Annotated in this window: 20 protein-coding genes; 4 read left to right on the forward strand and 16 right to left on the reverse strand. The window is 34.8% G+C overall.

Annotation, left to right across the window (positions count from 1 at the left end):
- Window positions 1–6 precede the first annotated feature (6 nt).
- The 4 genes from COE25_RS07375 to COE25_RS07390 all read right to left on the reverse strand — a co-directional run bounded on the left by COE25_RS07375 (window position 7) and on the right by COE25_RS07390 (window position 6,515).
- Window positions 7–1,185: a lipid-transfer protein gene (locus tag COE25_RS07375; protein ID WP_098932125.1), complete on the reverse strand. Its 1,179-nt coding sequence runs from the start codon at window positions 1,183–1,185 to the stop codon at window positions 7–9.
- A 549-nt stretch (window positions 1,186–1,734) separates the two neighbouring features.
- Window positions 1,735–2,979, reverse strand: coding sequence for an MFS transporter (locus tag COE25_RS07380; protein WP_098932126.1), 1,245 nt, complete (start codon window positions 2,977–2,979; stop codon window positions 1,735–1,737).
- Between the two features lie 92 nt (window positions 2,980–3,071).
- Window positions 3,072–4,670: a long-chain-fatty-acid--CoA ligase gene (locus tag COE25_RS07385; protein WP_098932127.1), complete on the reverse strand. Its 1,599-nt coding sequence runs from the start codon at window positions 4,668–4,670 to the stop codon at window positions 3,072–3,074.
- A gap of 633 nt (window positions 4,671–5,303) precedes the next feature.
- Window positions 5,304–6,515, reverse strand: a complete 1,212-nt coding sequence (locus tag COE25_RS07390) for a CaiB/BaiF CoA transferase family protein (protein WP_257208721.1) — start codon at window positions 6,513–6,515, stop codon at window positions 5,304–5,306.
- A 533-nt stretch (window positions 6,516–7,048) separates the two neighbouring features.
- On the opposite strand from COE25_RS07390, the gene COE25_RS07395 reads away from it, so the two are divergent.
- A complete protein-coding gene (locus COE25_RS07395) occupies window positions 7,049–7,837 on the forward strand; it encodes an alpha/beta fold hydrolase (protein ID WP_098932129.1) in 789 nt (262 codons plus the stop codon).
- A gap of 82 nt (window positions 7,838–7,919) precedes the next feature.
- Here the strand turns inward: COE25_RS07395 and COE25_RS07400 are convergent, their stop codons facing one another.
- The 6 genes from COE25_RS07400 to COE25_RS07425 form a co-directional block, all read right to left on the reverse strand.
- Entirely contained in the window at window positions 7,920–8,978 is a 1,059-nt protein-coding gene (locus tag COE25_RS07400) for an alpha/beta fold hydrolase (protein WP_257208722.1), read from the reverse strand.
- Between the two features lie 23 nt (window positions 8,979–9,001).
- A complete protein-coding gene (locus COE25_RS07405) occupies window positions 9,002–9,580 on the reverse strand; it encodes a polyhydroxyalkanoate biosynthesis repressor PhaR (protein ID WP_098932131.1) in 579 nt (192 codons plus the stop codon).
- Window positions 9,581–9,605: 25 nt separating this feature from the next.
- On the reverse strand, window positions 9,606–10,184 hold the full coding sequence (locus COE25_RS07410; RefSeq protein WP_098932132.1) for a hypothetical protein: 579 nt from the start codon (window positions 10,182–10,184) through the stop codon (window positions 9,606–9,608).
- A 48-nt stretch (window positions 10,185–10,232) separates the two neighbouring features.
- Window positions 10,233–10,652, reverse strand: coding sequence for an MPN domain-containing protein (locus tag COE25_RS07415; RefSeq protein WP_098932133.1), 420 nt, complete (start codon window positions 10,650–10,652; stop codon window positions 10,233–10,235).
- Window positions 10,653–10,717: 65 nt separating this feature from the next.
- Window positions 10,718–11,497: an SDR family oxidoreductase gene (locus tag COE25_RS07420; RefSeq protein WP_098932134.1), complete on the reverse strand. Its 780-nt coding sequence runs from the start codon at window positions 11,495–11,497 to the stop codon at window positions 10,718–10,720.
- A gap of 60 nt (window positions 11,498–11,557) precedes the next feature.
- Window positions 11,558–12,754 (reverse strand): acyl-CoA dehydrogenase family protein, encoded by a 1,197-nt coding sequence (locus COE25_RS07425; protein WP_098932135.1) that lies wholly within the window; start codon window positions 12,752–12,754, stop codon window positions 11,558–11,560.
- 442 nt (window positions 12,755–13,196) lie between these two features.
- Here COE25_RS07425 and COE25_RS07430 point away from each other — a divergent pair, with 442 nt between their 5' ends.
- The gene (locus COE25_RS07430) at window positions 13,197–14,108 is read left to right on the forward strand and encodes a LysR family transcriptional regulator (RefSeq protein WP_098932136.1); all 912 of its coding nucleotides are present in this window, start codon (window positions 13,197–13,199) and stop codon (window positions 14,106–14,108) included.
- Window positions 14,109–14,277: 169 nt separating this feature from the next.
- On the opposite strand, the gene COE25_RS07435 is transcribed toward COE25_RS07430, so the two are convergent.
- Window positions 14,278–16,341 carry a sensor histidine kinase gene (locus COE25_RS07435; protein ID WP_180247434.1) on the reverse strand — a complete coding sequence of 688 codons (2,064 nt, stop codon included), beginning with the start codon at window positions 16,339–16,341 and terminating at the stop codon, window positions 14,278–14,280.
- Between the two features lie 40 nt (window positions 16,342–16,381).
- Entirely contained in the window at window positions 16,382–17,098 is a 717-nt protein-coding gene (locus COE25_RS07440; protein ID WP_098932138.1) for a response regulator transcription factor, read from the reverse strand.
- Window positions 17,099–17,487: 389 nt separating this feature from the next.
- Between COE25_RS07440 and COE25_RS07445 the strand changes: the two genes are divergently transcribed.
- Both COE25_RS07445 and COE25_RS07450 read left to right on the forward strand, forming a co-directional pair.
- Entirely contained in the window at window positions 17,488–18,834 is a 1,347-nt protein-coding gene (locus tag COE25_RS07445) for a flavin monoamine oxidase family protein (protein ID WP_098932139.1), read from the forward strand.
- A gap of 234 nt (window positions 18,835–19,068) precedes the next feature.
- Window positions 19,069–20,004, forward strand: a complete 936-nt coding sequence (locus COE25_RS07450) for a DMT family transporter (RefSeq protein WP_098932140.1) — start codon at window positions 19,069–19,071, stop codon at window positions 20,002–20,004.
- Between the two features lie 373 nt (window positions 20,005–20,377).
- On the opposite strand, the gene COE25_RS07455 is transcribed toward COE25_RS07450, so the two are convergent.
- The 4 genes from COE25_RS07455 to COE25_RS07465 form a co-directional block, all read right to left on the reverse strand.
- The gene (locus COE25_RS07455) at window positions 20,378–21,733 is read right to left on the reverse strand and encodes an aminotransferase family protein (protein ID WP_098932141.1); all 1,356 of its coding nucleotides are present in this window, start codon (window positions 21,731–21,733) and stop codon (window positions 20,378–20,380) included.
- Between the two features lie 244 nt (window positions 21,734–21,977).
- Window positions 21,978–23,141 (reverse strand): iron-containing alcohol dehydrogenase, encoded by a 1,164-nt coding sequence (locus COE25_RS07460; protein ID WP_098932142.1) that lies wholly within the window; start codon window positions 23,139–23,141, stop codon window positions 21,978–21,980.
- A 932-nt stretch (window positions 23,142–24,073) separates the two neighbouring features.
- On the reverse strand, window positions 24,074–24,205 hold the full coding sequence (locus tag COE25_RS31410; protein ID WP_257208723.1) for a hypothetical protein: 132 nt from the start codon (window positions 24,203–24,205) through the stop codon (window positions 24,074–24,076).
- A gap of 73 nt (window positions 24,206–24,278) precedes the next feature.
- Window positions 24,279–25,901: an ATP-binding protein gene (locus COE25_RS07465; protein ID WP_098932143.1), complete on the reverse strand. Its 1,623-nt coding sequence runs from the start codon at window positions 25,899–25,901 to the stop codon at window positions 24,279–24,281.
- Window positions 25,902–26,065: the final 164 nt, after the last annotated feature.

Genomic DNA, 26,065 nt, shown 5'->3' on the forward strand with positions numbered 1-26,065 from the left:
TTTCTATTACCCCATACGATACATCGTTACGACGCAAGCACCACCGAGACCCAAGTTGTGTTGAAGTGCGACCCTCGCATTTTCTACTTGACGTTTCTGAGCTTGACCTCGAAGCTGCCAAACTAGCTCTGTACACTGAGCAAGTCCAGTTGCCCCAATCGGATGACCCTTTGACATCAACCCACCGGAAGGACCGACCACCACTTGCCCGCCGTATGTGTTTTTTCCGTCATGAATAAATTTCTCTGCTCCACCTTCTTCACATAAACCAAGGCCTTCATATGTAATGACCTCACTTGGTGTGAAGCAGTCATGCAGTTCTAAAACATCGATTTCATCAGGGCCAATTCCTGCAGCTTCATACACTTGATTGGCCGCACGTCGGGTCATGTCTGCTCCTACTAAATTCATAATACTATCGTTAGTTTCGCTCATATCGGTTGTTAATGCTTGAGCTACAATTTCAACAGCTTGGGAAATACCATGCTTCTTGGCGAATTCCTCACTACATACAATCGCAGCAGCAGCTCCACAAGTAGGCGGGCAGGCCATGAAACGTGTCATATTTGGCATTAACTTAGGAGAATTCATCACTTCTTCGAGTGTCAAAGGTTTACTGAAAAGTGAAAATGGATTCTGAATCGCATGATTTCTTGTTTTCACCGCAACTCTTCCAAAAATGTCTGGATTTGCCCCGTATTTCTCAATATATTCCTCAGCAGCAGATCCAAAAAGTCGGATCGCTCTAGGTGTCTGAGGCACCTCAGGCCACAACTCCACTACTCGTTCTTGAAGCCATTCAACCGGTGAAATCCGGTCATCCCAGTGAGATTTTAATGCCCCAGGCTGCATTTCTTCAAATCCAACCGCGAGCGCACATTCGACTGCACCAGACTCAACCGCTTGTCTTGCCAAGTACAGCGCTGTGGAACCAGATGAACAGTTGTTATTAACATTTATAATTGGGATACCTGTCATCCCCACCATATATAATGCTTTTTGACCACAAGTACTATCTCCGTAGATGTAACTTGCATACGCCTGCTGAATTTCGGAATAATCTATTCCTGCATCTTCCAATGCTCCCTTTACTGCTTTAGCTGCCATCACTGGATACGATTCTTGCAGACCAGGCTTTTTAAAAGGGATCATATTTACTCCGATTACTTTAGCTTTTTTACTCATATAATCTCCCCTCCTCATTTGATTTTTTAAGTTCATTTATTAAGATTCCTAATAATACGAATCTTTATAATTATGATAATTTTAAATGAAGATTTATAAAAGGTTTGAAATATAAAGGTACGTTAGGTAAATATTAATGGTTTGATATTGCCAACAAAAAAATACTCATAAAAGCACCGGTAACTTTAAATAAAAAAGCTACAATCAAGTTGCCCAACTGTTTCAAACAATGAAAACCCAAGTCGTGTCTTATAGCTTTTAGGAAATAAACTTCTACACAATTCAAAGGCTGTCATCGTTCTTCCATATGCAACTCTCTTACCTTTAGTGAACGTTCATACTGTCTTTTCAACCGAAGATTAATTAATTCTTTAGGAATATTAATATCCTCCCCATGTCCAGGGAATACTTTATGAATATCTAATTCTAATAACCTTTTAGGTATTAAAACATACATAACAATTAAATTTGTAATGGCACACAGAATAAAAGCTGGTGAGATCACTCACCAGCTTTTATCGATTGGAATTAAATAGAACTATTCTTTTATTAAGCAGTCATCTCTTCAGACACAGTCGTTTTTTTAACGTTATCAGGTCTAACAATCAATAAATTGAGAATAGCAATTAGGAGAAATAACCCAACCATGACGTATATAGAATAATTGAAACCAAGCGCAAGATTTGCTCCGGCAGCTTGTACTAATATACCGGTAATAATTGGTGCCGCTAATTGCGCAATATTGTTACCTAAGGTCAAGATGCTTGCCATAAAACCTGCTCGTTCTGGCATCAGTTTTATCATGACTTGAACAGCCATCGAAACATTAACATAGGTGGACCCTTTTGCCACGCACAAGGCCACGAAGATCCATTGGATTGAATTCCCTACGAGCGGAATAATCGCGAGAGCTAATGCTCCAATGATAGTACTTATACATGCGACCCATACCCTCGCCATCCTATAACTCTGGGTTTTTTTGAATAAACGGTCTGAAATTGTTGAAATTAAAAATACCAATACTATGGCTACCATACCTGTACCTGAGATGGTATAGGCCATCTTCATGGGTGCTAATTTTACGACTTTTGTTAAATAAACAGGTGCCCATAACGCCACCCAAATAATAAGCCAATAAGATGCAGCTGATAAAGCAATGGTTAATACGCAAGCTGGATTACGAAGTACAGGAGCAATATCTGACCATTTTAATTTTTTGGACTTTATGGCAGTGACATTTTGATTATTCTTTGATCGATCAACTAGAGCCCAGATTACTAATAACACCAAACTGACAAAGCCCAATATCACAAAAGTCCCTTTCCAGCCAAATTTCCCAATCAATCCGACCAGGAGCGGAGCGCAAACAATCCCGCCGATAGATGCACCAGCAATAAAAACGGACACTGCAAATCCTCTTAATTCTGCAGGAAAGATTTTAGAAATGTGACTCATTCCAATTGGATTCATCGGCCCCTCAGCAGCGCCCAGCAATACTCGATATACGATAAGCATTGGCAATCCGATAATAGCAAACGATCCAAACTGTATGATGGACAAACCTGCTAAGACAATGAAAATCATTTTGGTTGTTCCTATACGATCCGACCAAGTCCCTCCAATTAGGCTTGTAAAGATGTATAAGATGAAGAAACAGCTCCCTACCATTCCCCACTGGGAACTATTTAAGCTGTATTCCTTCATAAGTGGCTCTGCTGCAAAACCAATAACCTGCTTATCTGCATAGACAATAAGACCAGCAAAAAATAATAGTATAAGATTAATCCAACGCATGAAAAAGACCCCACCTTATTTTGGTTATTCCATTTTTATAAAGAATAAAATTGAATACCTATTACAACACAATACAAGATTCTATTGTGTAATCAGCTTCTTTTCATTTGTTCTAGATTTTCCTCAACCAATTCACGACGCAAAATTTTCCCAACTCCTGATTTTGGTAATTCATCCCTGAATTCTATTACTCTAGGTACTTTGTATTTGGCCATCCTCTCTCTGCACCATTCAACGATTTCTTCTTCCGTAGCTGAATGCTGTGCCTTTAATACGATAGCTGCTTTTACTGTTTCTCCACGATAGGGATCAGGAATACCAAATGTACAGGCTTCGGCAACCGCTGGATGTTGGTACAGTACTTCGTCAACCTCGTTAGGATAAATATTGTATCCTCCAGCGATAATTATTTCTTTTTTCCGGCCGACAACGTATAAGAAACCATCTTCATCCAGCGTGCCTAAATCACCTGTATGCAGCCAACCATTTCGTAGAGTACGTGCTGTCTCTTCTGGATTTTTCCAGTAACCCTTCATAATTTGCGGACTCTTTAAGAGTATCTCACCAGGTTCACCAGTGGGCATTTCATTCAAGCCTGTTTCGAGATCAACGATTTTAACCTCAGTGTTAGGAACAGGTATGCCTGTACTCCCTGTTTTGATAACATCTTTACTAAATGTTCGAATGCAAATAGCGTTGGATTCCGTCAATCCATATGTTTCAGAAATTCGAACACCGGATTTTTGTTCAAAAGCTTGCAGCACTTCTAGGGGAATAGGAGCAGAACCTGTTCTGCATACTTTCAAAGAGCGTAAGTCATCCTCCCTAAAATCAGGATGATTTAACAATGCAACAAAGACAGTTGGTGGCACAGAAATTTGAGATGGACGATACTTTCTGATCATGTTTAGAGCATCGTCAGGACGAAAGTGCTTGATTGGAATATAGGTACCTGCATAGAAGATACAGGACAACATCAACATCAAACCCGCACCATGAAACATCGGGAAAATACCAAAAAAACGTTCCCCTGGGCGATTAAGTGCACCATCGTCTGTAAGATACGTATGATAAACGGAGGCCACAGTATTATAATGGGTAATCATAACTCCTTTTGGTGTGCCTGTTGTTCCCCCAGTATACTGGAGAACAGCAACATCTTCTCTACTATTGATTTGCAACAAGGGAAGATCATCGTTCTCTTCATCAATCCAGCCGTATAAATTTGGGTTACCATTATAATCCGTATCAATTGTAACGATTGAAAGATTTCTTCTATAACTAATACGGTCCAATTTCTCAATCTGATTACTCTCACAAATTAACCACGATGGTTCCGAATCACCCAGCATAAAATTCAATTCGTGCTGTTGATACATTGGATTCACCTGCACGACAATACCGCCCAATCGATGAACACCGAAATAAGCGATTATGTATTCTTTGCAGTTGTACAGCATAATGCCCACTCGATCGCCCTTCTTAAATCCTCTCCGATGCAAAGCAGCAGCAACTCGATCAACAGCTTGTTTAAGTTCAGTATAGGTGAGCTCCACGTCTCCATCGATGATGGCTTTATGATCAGGAAAATCTTGAGTAGCACGTTCCAGAAAATGGTAAATAGAACAATAGGGTATTTCTACTTCGAACGGTATAGTTTTCGGATAAAAGGCTTGCCATGGTTTTTTCATGATATTAACTCCCCCTAACAAATAAGATAAATGACTAGAACTAATGACGGACACAATCTATTTGTGCCAAAGGTTTTTTTGATTTGAGTAATCATTTCCCCAATCTTCCAGTAACCCTCTACTATTTTAGCTACAACCACTTATAATGGTTCATCCAATTCCTACTAAGTAAACGCTTTCCAAAATTAAGTCGATCTTAAATCTTTTCTCCCCTCTGATGTTTCGACTCGGTAATCAACTAAAAATTAAAATAGTAAGAATCTTTACAATTATAATAATTTTTTATCTCCATTTTTAATAGTTCAGGAATTCAAAGGTAGGTTCATTAAATTTTAAGAACTATACATACACAGGGAAAATATTAAATAATTAATTTTATTTTATGAATTTTGGTTATTAAACCAGCTGTGAAAACTAACTGCATTATCAGCAATTTATATTACTGATATAACAATAACTGGAATTTCCAAGAGTACGTCTAACCAATAAAAGTGTGTGGAGAGTTTAGGATATTCCTCTAAACAAAAGAAGGGATTCACTATAAAAGCGAATCCCTTCTTTTTGTTAAATTATTTTTATATTCAATAACGATCAGTTCACTGAAATTATTATTGTTTTAGATTTTTATTATGTTTAAAGTGTTTTAGAAGTAGATTTACTATCTCGATTTTTTATAATTCCTTGACTTTTTAAAACCCCTATCTGTTGGTCAGAATACCCAATTTCGGACAGCAATTCAATTGTATGTTCCCCGGACTTCGGTGCTAAGGTACGAATTACACCAGGAGTTTCTGATAACTTAATCGGCGGAGAAATTAGTTTGACCTCACCAAGTTCTGAGTCTTCTATGGTTTGAAACATTTTTCTATCAATAAACTGAGGATCTTTCTCTAAATCTCCAAGACTATTTACTGGGGCTACACAAGCCTCAACTCCATCAAATTTATCCATCCATTCCTGCCTTGATTTTTGGATGATAATGGATTGGACTTCTTCTCTCAAGTAGTCTTGTTCTTCCATTGGTACATACATTTTTTGTATTAAGTCTTCTCTTTCTATGATTTTGCAAAATTCCACCCAGAATTTAGGTTCGCCTGCTCCAACTGACAGATAAAGACCATCTTTTGTTTCGTATACGGTGTAATAAGCTTTTCTTCCAGTTAAATTTAAGTTTCCACGTTCTGGTTGTTGTCCTGTTGCAAAATAAGCTGGCAGAAAGAGTTGTAACCAAGAAAGAGCTCCATCCAACATCGAAACATCAATAAACTGTCCTTTTCCAGAACGGCCTCTTTCAATAAGGGCCATTAAAATTCCTATCGTACTCATGAGTCCGCTGCCAAGATCTGCGATTTGGACGGATGGAACCACAGGTTTACTGCCACTTACACCCATATATTCAAGAATGCCTGCATAACTAATATAATTTATATCGTGTCCAGGCATGTTGGAATAAGGGCCTGTTTGTCCGTATCCTGTTATGGCGCAATAAATTAGTCTAGGGTTAATCTTTTTTAACACCTCATAGCCGACACCGAGGCGGTCCATAACTCCCGGACGAAACGATTCTACAACAACATCGGCTTTTTCAACAAGCTTCAAAAAAATTTCTTTACCTTGTTCTGTTTTTAAATCTAAACAAATACTTTTTTTGTTACGGTTTACTGAATGGAAAATAGCGCTATCCTCTCCAATTTTGGGACTCATTGCTCTTGCATAATCGCCAGGTCCAGTGTCTTCGATCTTAATCACTTCTGCACCATAATCGGCAAGAAGCATTGTGCTAAAGGGACCTGGTAACAATCTTGTTAAATCTAATATGCGTAGAGATTCTAATGCTAATGACAAACTAATCATCCTTTCCTTATAGGAAATAACATTCTTGAACACTTTTTTAATTTTTAATAAACAAACTTTTGCTTTTCTCTCACCACTTCTGTTTTACATAGATTGTTCATAATAATTCTTAATAGTACAAATATTTATATTTATGATAATTTTATTTAACCATTTTTAAAAGTTCAGGAATTGAAAGGTATGTTCATTAAATATAAATGGTTAGACGCCACTTTATCATTATTCAAAATAAGATAGAAATCCCCCTTAAAGATAGATTTGATTAGTGCAGTCAATTTATATTATAAGAAAATTCTAAAAATATATAAAAAATAAAACTTTAATACTATGGCCATAGTAATATTTTCCTTGCCATCCATTTTACCTTCTTGTATAATAACGTTAATATATGTATTTAACATATAAATGCAATATACATCTAGGCTTAAATACTTATTAAAATATACTCCTCTGAATAAACAGTGTTTAAGATTTTTGCAAATTGGCAATAAAATCAAACATATCAAATTTAGGAGGTAATAAGTATGAATGAAGCAGTTGTTAGCCAAATCAAGATGCCTTATTTACGGATGGGAAGTGGGGAACCATTAGTCCTTCTTCACGGTCTCTCGGAATGTAAAGAAGGTTGGTTCAAACAATTTGAGTTGGCGAATCAGTATGATCTAATTATTCCTGATTTTAGAGGACATGGGAGTAATACCACACTGGAAGGAATTTCAATTAAAAATTTTGCAAGTGATGTAATTGCTTTACTTGATTTCCTCAATATTGAAAGCGCACACATTTGTGGATTTTCAATGGGGGGAGTTGTGGCTCAAGAATTGTATAATCAAGCTCCCGAGAGATGTAAATCATTAGTTTTAGCATGTACTACCCCGTATTTTTTTGATGTTATAGGTAAAATTGTCGGCAAATTATTTAAAGCGAGATCCGCCATACTTTCTGCAGAACACAGAAAAACGATTGTAGAAAGAAGTTGTTTTTATTCATGGAACAAGCAAAATTTCCAAGATTTAGAAAAAACTTTAAAACCCAATATAGAAGGCATGTTTAAAGCGATTGATGCCCTTGTAGAAAGTGATTACCGTTTTTTGTTATCGAAAATTCAAGTACCCACACTTGTAATTGCCGCTAGATATGATATATTAATCCCACTTTGGATTCCCATCTATTTGCACAAACAAATCCCAAATTCTGAATTCGTTATTTTAAATAAAGCTGGACATATTGCTAAGCTTGAAGCAGCAGCAGAATTCAATCAAAAATTGCTCCAATTTTTAAGGAAGCACACCAATATATCGAAAGTGAGTTAAAAGAAGGAGGAGGAGGTTCGCCCCCCTCCTTTTTTTCTGGTTTTTATATTTTTATTATTTAGCTTTGGACCATCAATTTAATCTATGAGCGATGACATAACCATTTATCTAATTCAAGACCAAGCTTGCCAGATAATGCGATATTAAGGTGACCAGCTTTCACTTCCTGAAACGTTTTATCTTCGCTAGAAACTAAATCCATGATGGGTCTGCTTTGATCTTGATGAACTAAAGTATCGTATATTGAGGAGATTACCAATAAATTCTCTTTAATATTCCTAAAATCGACTTTTTTTCCATGAACAGCAAACTCACCTTTAACAAGCTTGTTGTCTTTAATACAATCATTTGCAAATTGTTTATATGCTGCTCTTGTAAAAGGAACTGTATCAGTCAAATAATTATTCATCGTACACCATTTTTTTACGAATCGTTTGTCATCTGCATGATTTAACAGGTTTATATATGGAGTATAGCTGATTGGTGAATTCACAGCTTTAAACATTTGTTCTTGATAAAATTTGGGAATAATTCCATAACCATCTATAAATCTGTCTAAATTAAGTGTTCCATTTTTTATCCCTTCCAACCATTTGTCAGGAATAAACGTATTAACATCCCAATCAATTGGAGGAGTCACTAATACAAGATTTCTTATAGGTTCTTCTGCAATGGCGGTATATACAGCTGCGAGTATTCCACCCAGACAGTATCCGACTAAAGAAATGGATTCAGCACCCGAATGTCGTAGTGCACGCTGGACACCTTTTCTTAAATAATCATCTATATAATCTTCTAAATTGATATCTTTATCTTCGTATCCTGGAAATCCCCAATCTAATAAGTAGACATCATATCCAGCATTTACTAAATTTTCAATAACACTCGCACCAGGTGTAAAATCAAAACAATAAGCTCGATTCACTAACGAGTTTATTAAAAAGATTGGAACATCATATTTCTTTTCAACAGCGGGATAAAGCCATAAAGACGCTTTATTTTTTTTCCAAACCTCCTGTTTAGGAGTCTGATTTATACTTAGCGTCGGTTGATTAGAAATATTTAACACGCTATTCCAACGATTTATTTCTTTTTCTAAATCTAAATCTGGAATTATATTGTAAAGGGTAGCTCTTGACAAATTTTTTCCTCCTTTTTGTATGATCATTTAGGCTGTGATGATGCTAGTTCACTTTCTTCTTGATCTTTTTTACCTATATTTTTTTCGCTCATTATTTGTAAAAGAATTGAAATTTCTTCTTTTAAACCTTTTACATCAGCTAACTCATTTTTAATTACTCTTAGTTCAGAACGCAGCTCTTTTGTTTCTGTTAATTCTAATTTCGTTTTCGATAATTCTGTTTTTAATTGTTTTGTTAGTTTTATAATGTCATTAGAAACTCCTACAATACTTTCAATTTCTTTGTTTGTAGAAGAAACGGAGTCTTGTAGATTCCAGATTTGTTCCTCAAGTGAATCAAGTTTTTCTTCCGTTTGTAAAGCTACTTTCGCCACATTTGCAACATCATCCTTATTAGGTAAATGTAACTGATTTCCTAAAAGCTCCTGACTTTTCTTAAACATTTCTTTATACATTGCAGAAGTCTCTGTAGATTTTTGTAATAACCGAGTGAACCTAGGATTATTTGTATTTGTCATAATAAGATCATTTACTTGTTTTTCCCATTGAGTACTAAATTTATTAAACAGATCATATGGATCGAATGATTTCTGATTTGACATTTGTCGGCCTCCTAGCAATTGGTAGTTATTTAGTTATTTCGTTTGATTGTTCAATATATCTATTAAATGGTAGAAACACATTTCTAACTTGTTTTGTTATTATTTTAAAGAAGTTGTATTGATTAGTTTGAATAATAGATGCTGTTTCTTTTACATTTTTAATATACCAATTTCTATTATTTCTTCTAAAGTCAATATATTTTTCAATCGCAGCAACATATTGATCTACATATTTACTATTTTCAAATTTGGTTAAAGGACTTGTGATGAACTCTGAAGATTTATTGTGTAAATTATCAAGTTCATCATTAATTTCCTCATATGATTTAATAGGTAAAAAGGTCTGTAAGTTTATCGTTGCTGTTAATAATTCTTCTCTTGAAGTTTTTTCCCAATCAGATAATTCCTTTGAAAATTGGTTGACAAGTTCTTTTAAATTAGATTGATTCCGTTTAGCATTTTCAGCAAAAAGTTTTGCAGTTTTTAGTAGATTGTCCTCACGAATATTCTCACGTTCGACCCATGCATCCAAATTTTGGAATTCTTGATTCCAAAGAAGTTCTAAACTTGAAACATTTTTTTCTATTTCCTTCGTTTCTACCATTTACTTTTCCTCCGATTTAATAGATTTTAATCTATTTTAATAGTGACTCTATTTTTTTATTTCATCCTTTAGCAGACTTATTTTATTCTTTTTATTTTCATCTTGTTCCACTCTCAAAATCATCCGCAACTCATTCAAGTTATCAATCATGGAAGCAAGTGATTGTTTTTTTTTGTTCCAATTTTGCGTTATGCTATATAAACTGTCGTCAAAATCATCAAGTTTAGCTTCTATTGAAATATATTTTTTCGCCACGTCAGCTATCTGTTCTTTATTAGAATATCCCTTGGAATCCAACCATTTTTTCACAATAAATCTGTAAATACGGACTCGTTTTATATGGTATCTAAGTAACTTATCTACAAGCACAACGATTCGATGACAATTGAAATAGCTTTTAATTTTTCTATTTAGCATTTTTTCAAATATTTTGTATGCAATAGTGGATTCGTTGTTAATTTCCGGCATTCTATTCTCCTTATTGCATTTGCTAAATATCATCCTATCGTCATCGAATGAACTGTGCTTTGGGATTAAATTACTTGTGCAATGGTGCCGCCATCAACTGCCAATACATGTCCAAAAACATAATCAGATGCTTTAGAAGCTAAGAATAAAGCAGGACCTTTCATTTCAATATCTGAACCGAAACGACCAGCTGGGGTTCTTTCAAGTACTTTTTCACCAACATAATCTAATCCTGCTTTTGTCATCTTTGTAGGGAAGAAGCCTGGAGCAATGGCATTTACATGGACATTATATTGAGCAAGCTTAACCGCTAAATCTTTAGTAAAATTAATAACAGCACCTTTACTAGTTGAGTAACAAATAGAATCAGCTATCTTTGGATCTTGACCTCCAAGACCAAATAACGAAGCTATATTAATAATTTTTCCTGAGCCTTGTTCTACCATTACTTTTCCTACTGCTTGGGAAAATAAGAAAACACCTTTTAAATTGATATCCATAATGCGATTCCACTTATCAATTTCCATTTCTAATGCAGGTGCAACCCATGAAGCGCCACTATTATTGACCAAAATATCAATGGTTCCGAATTCTTCAACTGTTTTTTGCACAACATTTTGAATATCATCATAGTTAGATACATCGCATTGTAGTGCCAGTGACCGCACTCCAAGCTTCTCTAATCGTTCACTGACTTCTTCGCAAGCCTCTACATTTCTGGAACAAACAACAACATTAGCTCCCGCTTCTGCATAAGCGAGTGCAATTTGTTCACCAAGTCCTCGGCCGCCGCCCGTAACGATAGCTGTTTTTCCTTTTAAGTTAAATAGATCCATGATATTCATATATTTCTCCTATACTATAATTGATATACTTTCTTGAGAAAGCTTAGTAAAAAACAAATATTATAATCCTAGATTTTTAGCGATAATATTTTTCATTATTTCATTTGATCCTGCAGCAATCGGTAAAACAGCAATGTCGCGATATCGACGAGCTATTGGATACTCTTCCATAAACCCATAACCACCGTATAGCTGTAAGCAACGGGCAGCCATCCGTCTCGCCATGTCAGTAATCCACCACTTCGCCATGGAAACTTGGGTTACGATATTTTCACCTTTCATGTGCTGATTAGCTAGATTATCAAGGAAAGAGCGGGCCATTGATAATTCTGTTGCCATTTCTGAAATTTCAAATTGTGTGTTTTGGAAAGAACTAATCGGTTTACCAAATGCCTGTCTTTCTTTAACATAGGCAATCGTTGCCTTTAACATTTCTTGTGCTTGAGCAAAAGCTCCATTTGCAGCCATAATCCGCTCTTGCTGTAATTTATCCATCAAAATATAGAAGCCTTTGCCTTCCTCTCCAAGCAAATTGGAAACAGGCACACGAGCGTCCTCAAAAATAAGTTCAGCAGTATCAGAGGAACGCATACCCAATTTCTTCAATTTACGTCCACGCGAAAAACCCGGGGTATCTCCTTCAACCATGATGAGGCTAACTCCCTTGTGGGCTGGAGTTGCATTAGGGTCTGTTTTAACTACGACAAAAAATAATTCAGCATTAATCCCATTTGTAATAAACGTTTTTTGCCCATTAATAACGTAATGGTCTCCATCACGCACTGCTGTCGTACGAACGCTGGCCAAGTCTGACCCAGTTCCCGGCTCTGTCATGGCAACAGCTGTTAGGATTTCCCCATTCACACACTTAGGTAAATATTTTTTCTTCTGTTCTTCTGTTCCGTATGCCTCAAGATAAGGAACTACTATGGAACTGTGTATGGTTACCCCAGCAGTACCTCCTCCAACTCGTGACATTTCTTCAGAAAGGACTAAATTAAAGCCAAAATCAAGACCAAGACCGCCATAGGCTGGATCCACTTGTGGGCTGAGAAAGCCTTGATCGCCCATTTTCTTGTAAACTTCACGAGGGATTGAACCTTTGTCTTCCCACTCTTCATAATAGGGATTCACTTCTTTTTCGATAAATTTTCTTAGTGATGACCTAAACATTTCATGTTCTTGGCTACAAAATGGCCGATCAGTATTAAACAAGTCAAATGTTGTTTTCGTTGATGAATTTGTTGTTTTAACCATTGCTTTTCCCTCCCAATAAAATGATTATGATTCATAAATTGTGTCTGTAAGTATATTTAGATTTCAATAAACCTTTTTATACACAATTGAATTGCTATACTAAAATTAACAGCTGGATACATAAAAACTGTTTTTACATAGCTCAATTGTGAAACAGAAATTCCATAACCCCTGAAATCAAAATAATATTAATATTTACACATATCATAATTTCATATTATAATTTTTTAAAGTTCAGGAATTAAAAGGTACCTTCATTAAATATTAAGATAGCCATAAATATGGAAGGGGATAAAAATATTGAGATTCATTTTCATACTTGTGAGATAACAAATAAATGTTATACTCAATTAATCAAGACAATAATGTTAGCGCTTACTAAATAAAAAAGAAAATTTGATAAACCAACATGAATTTCGATTCGTGGACAAGGGGTTAAACTATGCGTATTGATCAACTTTTATACATTACTGAAATAGCAAAAACTGGATCTATCGCGAATACATCTGAACGACTTTTCGTATCTTCACCTACAATAAGTCAAGCGATTAGAAGCTTGGAAGAGGAACTTGGTGCAAAGATATTTGAACGCTCAAGAACTGGGTTAGAGCCTACCGCCACTGGAAAAAAAATAATTATAATAGCACAGGAGATTATAAATCGTATAGAGGATTTAAAAAATGAGGCAAAATCGGATTCAGCTGAGATTGAAGGACATCTAACGATCTCAGCAGTTTCTAGCTTTTGTAAAGAGATTATCCCTAAAACATGTGCAGAAATCAAAGCCAGATTCCCAAAAATAACCCTTGAAATTAATGAAACTAAAGCTAATCAAGTCCGAAAAGATGTCCTAAACGGCAATGCTGATTTAGGAGTAAATTTTTATCCTGCCTCAACTCTAGAAGAAAATCAGCTATTTGCTACAACACATCTTATCGATAGCCAAATGATGGTTTGTTTTAGAAATGATTCAGAATTGGCAAGTTTAAAAAATATTTACTTTGACGATGTAACTAAACATCCAATTGTTTTATCATATAAAAAAAATGATACAATAAAATATTATTCGAAGATATTTGGGAAAAATAGAGAATTAAATACTTTTATACAATCACAAAATTCAGATACAAAAAAATATTTTATTTCACAGGGAACAGCAATTTCACTTGAAACTGACTTAACTTATAAATCTGATCCGTTTTATCAAAGTAACGATATTATCGTAAAGCCAATTTTAGGAATCGAATCAAAACTCTCCTATTACTGTATTAGGCTAAAAAACCAACATTTTTCAGCTGCAGGACAGGAATTTTTGAAAGAACTTCGTGTTCAAGCAAATAAATTCAAAGAATGATTTAATAAAAATGGATTTACAGGAAGAAATACACAAAAATATAAACCAGATGCTGAAAATTATAAAAAGCAGAGATAAAATGGAGTTTTCCAGAAATCTCTGCTTTTTTCATTTTTCTTTCAAATTTATTGAATTGTATTTTTCAGGAAGACCTTTAAGTGAACCCGGATTATCTGACATACACCCTTTCGTTATCATAAATTGGAAGTTTAATAACAAATTCTGTTCCTTTTTCTAGCTCACTTTGAACTTCTATGGTCCCTCCATGTGCATAAATAATCTCTTTTACAATCGATAAACCTAAACCATTACCTGCCTTTGATGAATTCCTTGCTCGATCAACACGATAAAATCGATCAAAAATATAAGGCAAATCTTCATGCGGAATTCCCCAGCCGTAATCCCGTACTGACACGACAATTTGAGTTCGATCACTGCTCACGTTAATCACAATAGGAGTATTAGAATTTGAATATTTAATAGAATTCTCAACTAGGTTTAAGATGGCACGTTCCAAATATTTTATATCTATTTTAAGAGATGGGAGTTTTTCCTCCACATAAACATGAATATTTGAATCATGTTTGAGGAGATCTTCTACATGCATAAAAAATTCATTTGCCTGGACAATTTGATAATGAAATACTTGCTCACTCATTTCCACATGATTTAGTTCATATACTCCTTTAACAAGATTATTAATGGAATAAAGATGCTTGTGGATTCGATGCAAATACTCGTCAATTTGTTCAGAATTAATCATTTTATCATTAATCGCCTCAATATAACCCAATACCACTGTAATAGGTGTTTTTAAATCATGAGCAATGTTTGCAAACATTGCTCTCCTTGTTTTCTCCATTGTGATTAATTTATCGTTCGTTTGTTTAAGTGTTTCATTGGCTATATAAAGCTTAGTAGTTCGATCTGACACTTTTTCCTCAAGATATAAATTTAATAATTTGTAGTTTGTGATTAAGTCATCTATTTTTTTTGCCATCATATTAAAAGACTGGGTAAATAACTGAAATTCTTCCAAACGTTGGTCTTTAATTCTTACTTGAAACTTTTCCGAACTAATAGAGCTAATACCCTGTAAAACTTCATTAAAAGGTTTCGAGTAATGTTTCCAAATCATAAAGGTTACAGCTACCAAAATACAAATAATCGTGATTAGTAAACAAATAAACTGAATGGTAAATGTCCGTATATAGGTTCCTAATTGATTCTCAATAGAAGATTTAACAGAGCTGATTATTTCCTTCTTCGGGATCACATAGACAATTTTCCCATTAGTTTCTTTAACGGTTGAAACAAGAATTATTTTTTCGCTATGATTGATTTTCATAAATAAAGGCTGTTCACTATCATATAATTTTTGTATTACATTCGTTGTAAAGTATCTTAAATCTTTCTGAGCCTTTTGTTGGCTTGCAATGATCTTATGATCAGGGCTACTAATTAAGATTGCATAGGCAGAAGGCTCTTTGAAACGGAAATTTAAAAATTTATCTAAGAACTTAGGAACAGAAATATCAACGCCAATAACACCTTTGAAATCACTTTTATTTTCAAAGATTGGCATTGAGAGTGTAAACATATTATCCACTTCATTAGATGGTTTTGTCCAAACTTCATGATTTCGCTTAGCACTTGCGGCTAAGGTATAGAAAGGCCAGGTTGTAAAATCATAATAAGGTTTATATCTTCCTTTTTCTCGACTCTCTTTTACATTTTCCTTTGGATATATCCGCCAATAGGATTGGGTACCCATATAATAAATGCGTGAAATACTTTTTTCTTGATTATAAATTTGAATAAATTCTTTTTCTAGTAATTTTGATTTTAATAGTTTGTATTTTATGTCCTTTGTCAGCTCAAGAGGTGAGCTCATTCCAACATTGGAAACATCCCCTTTTATATCCTCCCAATAGTATCCTTCTTTTTCTTTTTGTAAAGATAAATGATAATCTTTTGGTAATAGAGGATTGCTGAAAACATCTTCTGCTTCAGCTTGTACTACGTGAACTTGTTTTTTAATCGAACTAATTTTTTCATTTATTATTTCAGTTTGTTTTGTTAAATTTTCCCTATGAAGAAAAATGACATAGTCTAGAAGAATATTATTAATCCGATTACCTGAAATCGATAGGGCTTTCTCTGAACTATATATAGCGAAGAAAAAAATAAATATAAGCGGACAGATGGATAGAAGTAAAAATGTTCCAAGCATTCTCCCACGAAAAGTGAAAAATAGTCTCTTTAATCTAAACTTATATCTGTTGAACTTCTTCATTAAATTTATAGCCTGCCCCTCGAATAGTCATAATGATTGTTGATTCTTTTGAATCCGCACCGAGTTTTTTCCTTAATTTACCTACATGAACAATAACGGTTTTAATATCCGCGACAGAATCATAGCCCCAAACTTTTTCTAATAAATGTTCAGCACTAAAAACTTGTTGAGGATGCCTCATGAAAAAATGTAATAATTGAAACTCTTTTGAAGTTAACCAAATTAAATTATTCTGAAAATAACATTCGTATTTTTCTATATTTAAAGTGATAGATGTGGACCTTAAGATTTGAATATCCTTTTCTATAGGAATTGGTTGGACAAGGTATTGATGGCGTCGAAGATGTGCTTTAATTCGAGCAATTAATTCATGCATACTGAAGGGCTTTCCGATATAGTCATCTGCCCCAACACTCAGACCAGTCACTTTATCAATCTCTGAATCCTTACAGCTAAGAAAGAAAATTGGAGCATTCGTCATATTACGAATTCTTCTGCATAATTCAATTCCATCCAAATCAGGTAAATACACATCTAAAATAATTAGATGCGGATTTATTTTTTCTACTTGTTCAAAAGCTTCAGATGCATTTTTTGCCTCGAAAAAATTGTATCCTTCCTTCTCTATATAAATCCCGACTATTTCTCGAATCTCTTGTTCATCATCAACAAGTAAGATATTAGAATTGTTCAACCAGAAAACCACCCTTCATTGTATCTCTAAGTCCATTTTCTAAATTTTGAATTATGGAATTTTTTAAAATTATTCTATTATATGATAATTTAATTTTTACTCAATGCATATTTCAATTATTTTAAGGTAGATTTAAAAACTTTGGACTTTTACTATGACTAGAACTCTGATTCATTTTTTGTTAGCTGTGTGAAGAATGCATATTTATCATAAATTTATCTAAATTTTTCGAATTTTTATTAATTGTTAACTTGCGTTTTACCTTTGCATTTTATAATGAACTTAGATTTTACTTTTTCAATATAGACCCAAAAACGTTTTCTTTTATTTAAGAGAGGAGAATGAGTTTAGTTACCTAGTTCGAAATATTTTTAGAAAGGAAGATAAAGATGGTAAAAAAAGTAAAATCTTCAGAAGAGATCTATGATGTTATCATTATCGGTGCTGGCTTTGCAGGCATAACATCATCACGCGAATTAAGTAATCGGGGTTTTAAATCTTTAATTCTTGAAGGTAGAGATCGCATTGGCGGTCGAACATGGACAGACAATCGTTTGGGAAGAGATCTTGAACTAGGAGGTACATGGGTTCACTGGGGCCAGCCTCATGTATGGACTGAGATTATGCGTTACGGTCTGGAGCTTACTCCGTCACCAGATCATGAAGTTGCCTATTGGTTCGAAGATGGAAAGCCAAAAAAAGGGACTAAACTGGAATATTCCGGAATCCTGGGTGAAGCTTTATCACGTTATTTAGAAGATAGTCATTTGCATATACCTTTTCCTTTTGACCCACTTAATTCTCCAACCATGGAAGAAATAGATAAAAAATCAGCACTTGATCGCTTGAACGAACTCCATCTGGACTCTGTTACATACGACAATTTAAAGAATTTTTTAGAAATAGCCTTTAACGGTCCGCCAGAATTGGGTGGATATAGTACTCTTCTTCATTGGCGTTCTCTTGCTATGCATGATTTACAATTTTTGTTTGAAATTCTTGGGAAATTTAAATTAGCAAAAGGTACTAAATCGCTTATTGAGTCAATTGCTCGTGACTCAGCTGCTTATATACAGTTTACTAAGACTGTATCTCTTGTTGAAAAAGTGGATGATGTGTATAAGGTATACACGAAAAATGGTGAGATATTCATTGCAAAAGCAGTTGTTGTAACATCGCCACAAAATGTATTGAATAATATCGAATTCAAACCAGCTTTATCAGAAATTAAGCGAATGGCATCGGCTGAAGGACAAACGAGCCGCGGGATTAAATATTGGGCAAGACTACGTGGTAAGTATGATCCATTCTCGGCCTATTCCCCTTCTGGCAGTCTAATTAGTAGTTGCTATTATGAATATGAAGTAGATGGCGACAGTATAGTTGTTGGATTTGGTTCTGATGCTTCTCGTATCGATCCAAACGACTTGCCAGCTATTCAAAATGAAATACGGAAATGGCTACCTGAAGCTGAAGTCGTTGAATGTACAGGCCATAACTGGGTGGCAGACGAATTCTCTGGTCAGACTTGGAACATGCAAAAGAGTAATCAAAAAATTCGTTATATGGCTGAATTACAACGTCCAGAAAATGGAGTGTTCCTAGCAGGCTGCGATTATGCTAGTGGATGGCCAGGAATGATGGATGGTGCAATTGAAAGTGGTCTAGTAGTTAGCCGTAAAGTTCAAGAGTATTTAACTAAGAAACCTATTAATTTGAATAATCAAGCCCACTAATTCACAAGTCAGACTTGGCATACCAAAAATGTAGATATGAAACTAAATTTTTATCTGAATGACATCACTAAAATACGAGATGTCTTTAGCTTTGTGGAGATTATGCAAATGGTTTACTCAGGTACAATCGAAGGTGCTGTTGTATGCAGTTTCATCATTAACCAACCATATAGATTAAGTAAATATAGCGAAATGACTAAATAAGCAACAAATAAAAGGTCAGGGGGGATTTAAATGGCATTAACTTATTTATGCCTTGTATTAATTCAATTTTGCTACGCAATTCCACTAGTAGTGAGTCAGGTTGCACTTGAACAAATTCCGTTTTTATTATTTACAGAAATTAGTTTTATAGCAGCTTTCGTTTTCTTACTTCCTCTAGCTATGATGAAGGAAAAAGTAAAGTGGACAAAAATCGGCAAAAAGAATTATGGGAAGTTATTTGTTAAAGGACTACTAATAAATGTTTTACTAAATGTATTTTTACTATTAGGGATCAGTCATACAAGTGCAACAGCTACTGGGATTATTAATAGCTCTGCACCAGCAGTTATACTAATCTTATCTTTCTTTTTCCTTCAGGAACGCATTAAATCTCTTTCTTTCCTTGCGATCATTTTGGCAGTTGCAGGAGTTGCAATACAATCCTTTATTAGTCTAGGAGATAGTCCAAATTCTTCATTATTAGGTGATTTATATGTATTTTTAGCAGTGCTTACTCAAGCTTTCTTCCTTATTTTTTCGAAAAAATTCGCAGCAGATGTACCACCTATTACAACTGCTACTATAGTGATGTTAGTAGGGGCTATATTATTTTTGCCTTTAGGCATTATGGATGGTTACAAGTTTGATTGGGGCTCAGTTTCAACATCAAATTGGGTAATCGATATCATTTATGGAGTAGCTGGAAATGCATTACCTATCCTCTTATATTTCTTTGTTATTAAAAAAGTTCCTGCAACTATGATTGGAATTTTTGGAGGTCTTCTACCTATAATCATAACAGTAACTGCCGTACTAGCTCTAGGAGAGCCCTTCACAGTAACTCTTATCGTTTCACTTTGCTGTGTTGTACTATCCGTTTTGTTGGGCGTTTTAGCTGAGAAAAATAGTAATAAGTCAGATGCGATAGTACATGAAAATTATGCAGATACTAAAATAAGTTCCTAAAATAAAGCAGCTGGAGAAATACGAATCGTATTTTTCCAGCTTTTTTTGATTTAAGTGCCGATTTAAGTGCATTGATTCATCCCATTAATAAAACAAATTATTACATTTTTTTGTATACGATGATCAAAATAGGTTCTCTTCTTATATATTTCTACTGTTATCTTCATCGCACCCACTCCTACAAAACTAGATTTTCAATAAAATTTTTTTCTACCTTAGTCATTCCAGTTTGCTTATTCCTATAACATGTGAAATCTAATTATTGGTTTTAGCCAGTATTAGGCATGTTCAAAATGATTTTGATATACAGAAAAAGCCAGAAGTATTAAACCTCTGGCTTTTCAGACTATTATAATGGCTAAGCCATTCTTATTTAAAGTGTCTTCTTAAATGCAGTGATTGAATCATCAAATATAGAAATCATCTCTTCAATTTCATTTTTATTGATGACAAGTGGTGGAGAAATAATAAGTGAATTTCCTGAACCCCTTACAAGAAGTTTGCGTTTAAAAGCCTCTTCGCATACTTGGTATGCAGCCATCAAAGTTGGATCAAACGGTACACCATTGTCGCGATCTGCCATCAAATCGAATGCTGCCAAAAGACCTATACCTCTTGTATTTGTCACAATAGAATGTTTGATTTCCAAGTATTTTAAACCATTCATAAGTTCTTGTTCCATGTTTTTAGTATTGGCAACAAGATTGTATCGTTCGATAAGTTCAATATTTTTCAATCCAACTGCACATGCTGTTGGATGTCCACTATATGTGAATCCATGAGCCAAAGCTCCAGGATATTGAGAGATTTCTTCTTTAATATGATCTCTAATCAGTACGCCACCCAATTGAGCATATCCACTTGTAATCCCTTTGGCAACGCTCATAAAATCTGGAACAACATCCCAGTTCTCTACACCAAACATGGTTCCGGTACGTCCAAATGCACAAATAACCTCGTCTGCGATGAATAATACTTCATTTTCATCACAAAGCTTCCTTACTGCCTGTAAATAACCTGTAGGAGAAACATGTACACCACCAGCACCTTGAACAGGTTCTATAATAACTGCAGCAATCGTTTCCGCACCTTCTCTTTCGATGGCCGCACGAATTGAGTTTTCATAGTTAGGGTCTGTTTTATCTCCTAGCTCACAATTCGTAAGATGAGGTGCAGCATGGACGACGTCATATTGTTTTGACCCTGAAAAAACAGTAAAAGGCTCAATTCCTGTAAGCGTCTGCGCGCCAATTGTCACACCATGATATCCATTTTTAAGAGAAATAACCTTTAATTTTTGGGATTTTCCTTTTAAACTCCAATAAAATCTTGCTAATTTGACAGCGGTATCATTTGACTCTGATCCACCAGAAGTATAAAAGATAGAATTCAAATCCCCAGGTGCAATTTGAGCTACCTTTTCTGCCAAGCGAATGGCTGGTTCATTGGAAAATCCGAAGAAAGAAGAGCCGAAAGCTAATTTTGACATTTGTTCATGAGCAGCGTCAGCAAGTTCTTTCTCTCCGTGTCCTACATTGACATTCCATAGCATCGATACACCATCAATATAGGTATCCCCTTTGATGTCAGTTACTCGTACACCTTTTCCTTCCGAAAAAATAAGTTTCGGACCTTGTTGAACTTGCAATAGTGGAGATGAAGAAGGATGAAGATAATGTTTTTTGTCCAATTCGCTCAGCTTTTTAATATCTTGGGATAATGTAAGCATAATTTTTAACCCTCCGTTTTTTTAATAGTAAATAAAAGTAATACAAGCTAATTTTAAAAGGTGTAAGTAAAAATCAAGTTAACAAATAATAAAAATTAACTAAATGATAGATAAAAATTGTTAAATAACCCTCTAATGATCCATCAATTTAGCTTTTTCTCTGATGCTATCGAAAACATTCTCCACAATAATGACAACCTATTGACCTCCAAAAACAAAAAAACTCAGGCAACAAGTGCCCGAGTTATAAAGATGCTCGATAAATGGCCATGGTATCATCACGATTTAGCTTATTAAAAATGCCGTACTCACCATTCGCCATCGCTCTGTCCGCCATTAAATCAAGCTTGCTGTCATCAATATCATAATCGGCTAATCTTGCCGGTGCTCCAATACTGCTCCAATATTCACGCAGATTTCGTATTCCTTCTAGCCCTATCTCTTCGGAGCTTCTTCCTTCTGACTTTACGCCAAACACCCTAACCGCCAACTGCTTAAAGCGTTCTGGTTTTACGCTAAGATTATGCTCCATCCAGTACGGAAACAGAATAGCCAGTCCGCCGCCATGTGGAATATCATAAACTGCCGATACCGCGTGCTCAAGATTATGCGTTGCCCAATCGCCGCGATAGCCCATACTTAAAATACCATTTAAAGCCATGGTGCCGCAGTAAAGAATCGTAGCTCTGTGTTCATAATTTTCTAGGTCAGCGAGTAATTTTGGTGCCGTTTCCATGACGGTAATTAGAAAGGATTCACACATGCGGTCCTGAAACTCAGTATTTTCTTCTAGATGAAAATAATGCTCCAAAACATGTGACATCATATCAACAATTCCATAAATAGTTTGGTCCCGTGGAACTGTAAAGGTATTAATAGGATCTAAAATAGAGAATTTCGGATATGTAACCGCACTTCCCCAACCGTATTTTTCGTTGGTTTCCCAGTTGGTAATTACTGAGGCTGGGTTCATTTCAGAACCAGTTGCTGCAATCGTTAATACTGTACCAAATGGAAGAGCATCCATTGCAAAAGCCTTATTAGTTACAATATCCCAAGCATCGCCATCATACTTGACACCTGCAGCGATTAATTTAGTACAATCAATGACACTTCCGCCGCCGACTGCTAAGAGGAATTCAATGCCTTCCTTTTTACAGATTTCCACCCCTTTATGTGCAGTGGAGATGCGGGGATTAGGTTCTACTCCAGAAAGTTCAAAAACCTCTGCACCAATTTCCCTTAAAACAGCTGTCACCCTCTCATAAAGTCCGCTTTGTTTGATACTGCCGCCGCCATATACTAGCAAAACTTTTTTTCCATATCGAGGTACCTCATTTTTTAATTGATCCAGCTGATCTTTTCCAAAAATCAACTTTGTCGGATTAATAAACGTGAAATTTTGCAATAAAGACACCATCCTTTTCAATCTACAGTAATTAATGTTTTTATATGTTTTTGCAAAAAAATACCACCTGGATCCCTTAGACTGACTATTTGATATATTACTTAGAAAAAATAGCTATAGAGACTGTCCACTTTATTCAGTTGGGGATCTTGCCATAAATCTTAGTTTTATGTCCAATTAAATGCGCAATATCTTGGGGTAATTTATGCATAAACAGAACCGCTAAACTTTTTATAAAAAAGCAAAAAAAGTTTATGTAGTACATTTTAATAGGTGTAAGTAAACCCCAAGTTAACAAATAGTAAAATTAAACTAAATGTTAGATAAAAAGGACAATTTTATTGATGAAAAATGGATCAGAATTTATCTTCTGACCCCCATCAAAATTCTCTTTTATGTTGCTCCTGCTGCACTTCCTGAACAGTCTGTATCAACCATTTTGTATTATTGCCACTCTATGCAAGTATGGTTTTATTGTCTTTTATTCTAAAACTCAAGTGGAATATTAACTGTCAAGTATTTACATAAAAATAAATTCTTCATATCCATCACGTTCAACTAAATCACTTCATTAAAAGAACGGTCCTCAAATAAGGATCGCTCTTACCATTTGTACCTAATTTAATATAAATATAAATATAAATATAAATATAATAAATCAGTCCTTGAAAGCCCTTGCAATTATTTCCCATTGTTCCTCGTCGGTTAATTCTCGGTAATCAACTTCTACCCTATAAATTAAATTTTCCCAAAATTTAATGAAACATTTTCCAAATTTACCCATATCAAATTCTCCTCTCCCTGTACATGCCAAACGGTGTGTCCACTATTGCTTTCAAGTGGGAACCGCAACGGCACATAAATCCAATAAATTCCAATGATTCGTGTTTCTGGCCAATTTCACTTTAGTTTCTTTTATTCAATCATAACAATCAGTCAACTTTCATTTTTGATTCAATAACACGACCCAGTTCGTCAATAATATCGTTTAACTTCATCATGCTAGTATCTTTCCTTAAAATGATAGAGGTTTTATACAGTAAAATTTTTTCTTGATCACTCACAAAAATGCCTCCTCCAATTTTTTTAAGAATACTTAAATTTAATACTAAAAGGTAAACCCAATGTTTTCTTATCTTAACTCGCCAAAGGTAACATAATCTCGATAAAGGTTCCTTCATTTACTTTACTTTGATAGGTAATACTGCCATTGTGCTGCTTAATAATTTTATGACAGATCATCAACCCAAGTCCGGTTCCCTTTTCTTTTAAAGTGTAAAAAGGCTCACCTAAACGAGGAAGCAATTCTTCTGGGATGCCACAACCCTGATCTTGAAAAGAAATAATACACTGACTATCTGAACTTTTCCGTAGGTTAATATGGATCTTACCACCATCCTTCATAGCTTCAATTGCGTTCTTTATCACATTAACAAATACCTGCTTTAATTGGTTCTTCTCACAAGTTATTATTATTGGCGAATCTTCAACATTTAGTTTAAATTGAATATCATTCATAATGACCTGAGGGGAAAATAAATCAAGCGTACTTTCTATTAATTCTCTTATATTAGTATGTTTAAGTTGGATCGCTTGAGGTTTTCCCAAAAAGAGCAGTTCACTTGTAATCGTTTCGATTCGATCCAATTCACTAAGGAGCAAATCACTATAGTCAGCTGAATTATTTCCCATCTTATAAAGTTGAACAAACCCCTTTATGGTTGTAAGGGGATTCCTTATTTCATGTGCCACTCCAGCAGCTAACTCACCTATTATGGCTAGCTTTTCAGATTGCAAAAGAATTTCTTCTGATTTTTTACGTTCAGAAATATCTCGGCTAATAATGACGATATGTTCAATGGAATGGTCTTCCTTTTTTACAGGCATACAACTGGACTCTAACTCAATCCACTCCCCATTTTTGTGCTGGAAACGGAAATCAATCGATTTATATTGTTTATTATCAAACATCCTAGTCAGCGTATAATTAAACATACCAACATCGTCAGGATGAATAAACGTAGATAAATCGAGCCCTTCCAGCTCAGCTTCTTCATACCCGAAAACAATCTTATGAGAAGGTAGAAAATAACTAATTGAATTCTCTTTATCCATCACCGCTATTAGATCAAACGTATTTTCTGTAATTAGCCGGTACTTTGATTCACTTTCCTCTACCTTCTTATACTTATATGACAACTTATTATTCAATCTATACAGCTTGGCATATGACTCTATTAAAAAGGTTGCAAAGATCACCCCTGAAACCACAAATAGTAAATGCTCGAGATAAAAGAATGGATTATCATTAATTTTGTAAAAAAATGATACAAATAATATATAGATACAAACATATGTACCAATTAGGATTATCGCTTTTTTTATTGATGTAAGTCGAGAAATATATAGATGCATGAACGAAAAACCAAGCATAACGATTGTCCAACCCAATATGTCAACATACCAATTACCACTTACATACAGTCTTGCAAGTAGTGCAAATCCCCCGGTAATTAATCCTGCCAAGTTGCCAAGATACGCAAAAACAAGGATGACGGATGCAAATCGTAGGTCAAAAGAATACCCAAGTTGCTTGATAGATAACACAACAAGGATAAAGGTAAAAATCCCAGCATATAAACCTGCCCAGAGTCGAACCTTAGTAACTTGCTTATAATTGATGAAAGAATGGATGACTAATGGAATAATAACAAATAATGAAAATACTGAAAGATTTACAATGTATTCTAAAAAAACCAACCTAATTCCCACCTATACCTTAACGTTAAATTGTATTCTTTTATGAATAGAATTTTTAGGATTTTTTCAAGCAACCAAGCATTTCTGTACTTCTCTAAAAGCTGTAGCACTTGCATATATCTCTTACAGAGTGTTATTTAATATCTTTTAGTTCCACGCCCCCT

The sequence above is a fragment of the Bacillus sp. AFS031507 genome (assembly GCF_002584635.1).
Lineage (GTDB): Bacteria > Bacillota > Bacilli > Bacillales > Cytobacillaceae > Neobacillus.

Excerpts from the sequence above, each read along its gene's own strand:
- COE25_RS07375 (WP_098932125.1), bottom strand. The coding sequence starts at position 1,185 with ATGAGTAAAAAAGCTAAAGTAATCGGAGTAAATATGATCCCTTTTAAA.
- COE25_RS07380 (WP_098932126.1), bottom strand. The coding sequence starts at position 2,979 with ATGCGTTGGATTAATCTTATACTATTATTTTTTGCTGGTCTTATTGTC.
- COE25_RS07385 (WP_098932127.1), bottom strand. The coding sequence starts at position 4,670 with ATGAAAAAACCATGGCAAGCCTTTTATCCGAAAACTATACCGTTCGAA.
- COE25_RS07395 (WP_098932129.1), top strand. The coding sequence starts at position 7,049 with ATGAATGAAGCAGTTGTTAGCCAAATCAAGATGCCTTATTTACGGATG.
- COE25_RS07405 (WP_098932131.1), bottom strand. The coding sequence starts at position 9,580 with ATGTCAAATCAGAAATCATTCGATCCATATGATCTGTTTAATAAATTT.
- COE25_RS07410 (WP_098932132.1), bottom strand. The coding sequence starts at position 10,184 with ATGGTAGAAACGAAGGAAATAGAAAAAAATGTTTCAAGTTTAGAACTT.
- COE25_RS07415 (WP_098932133.1), bottom strand. The coding sequence starts at position 10,652 with ATGCCGGAAATTAACAACGAATCCACTATTGCATACAAAATATTTGAA.
- COE25_RS07420 (WP_098932134.1), bottom strand. The coding sequence starts at position 11,497 with ATGAATATCATGGATCTATTTAACTTAAAAGGAAAAACAGCTATCGTT.
- COE25_RS07425 (WP_098932135.1), bottom strand. The coding sequence starts at position 12,754 with ATGGTTAAAACAACAAATTCATCAACGAAAACAACATTTGACTTGTTT.
- COE25_RS07430 (WP_098932136.1), top strand. The coding sequence starts at position 13,197 with ATGCGTATTGATCAACTTTTATACATTACTGAAATAGCAAAAACTGGA.
- COE25_RS07435 (WP_180247434.1), bottom strand. The coding sequence starts at position 16,341 with ATGCTTGGAACATTTTTACTTCTATCCATCTGTCCGCTTATATTTATT.
- COE25_RS07445 (WP_098932139.1), top strand. The coding sequence starts at position 17,488 with ATGGTAAAAAAAGTAAAATCTTCAGAAGAGATCTATGATGTTATCATT.
- COE25_RS07450 (WP_098932140.1), top strand. The coding sequence starts at position 19,069 with ATGGCATTAACTTATTTATGCCTTGTATTAATTCAATTTTGCTACGCA.
- COE25_RS07455 (WP_098932141.1), bottom strand. The coding sequence starts at position 21,733 with ATGCTTACATTATCCCAAGATATTAAAAAGCTGAGCGAATTGGACAAA.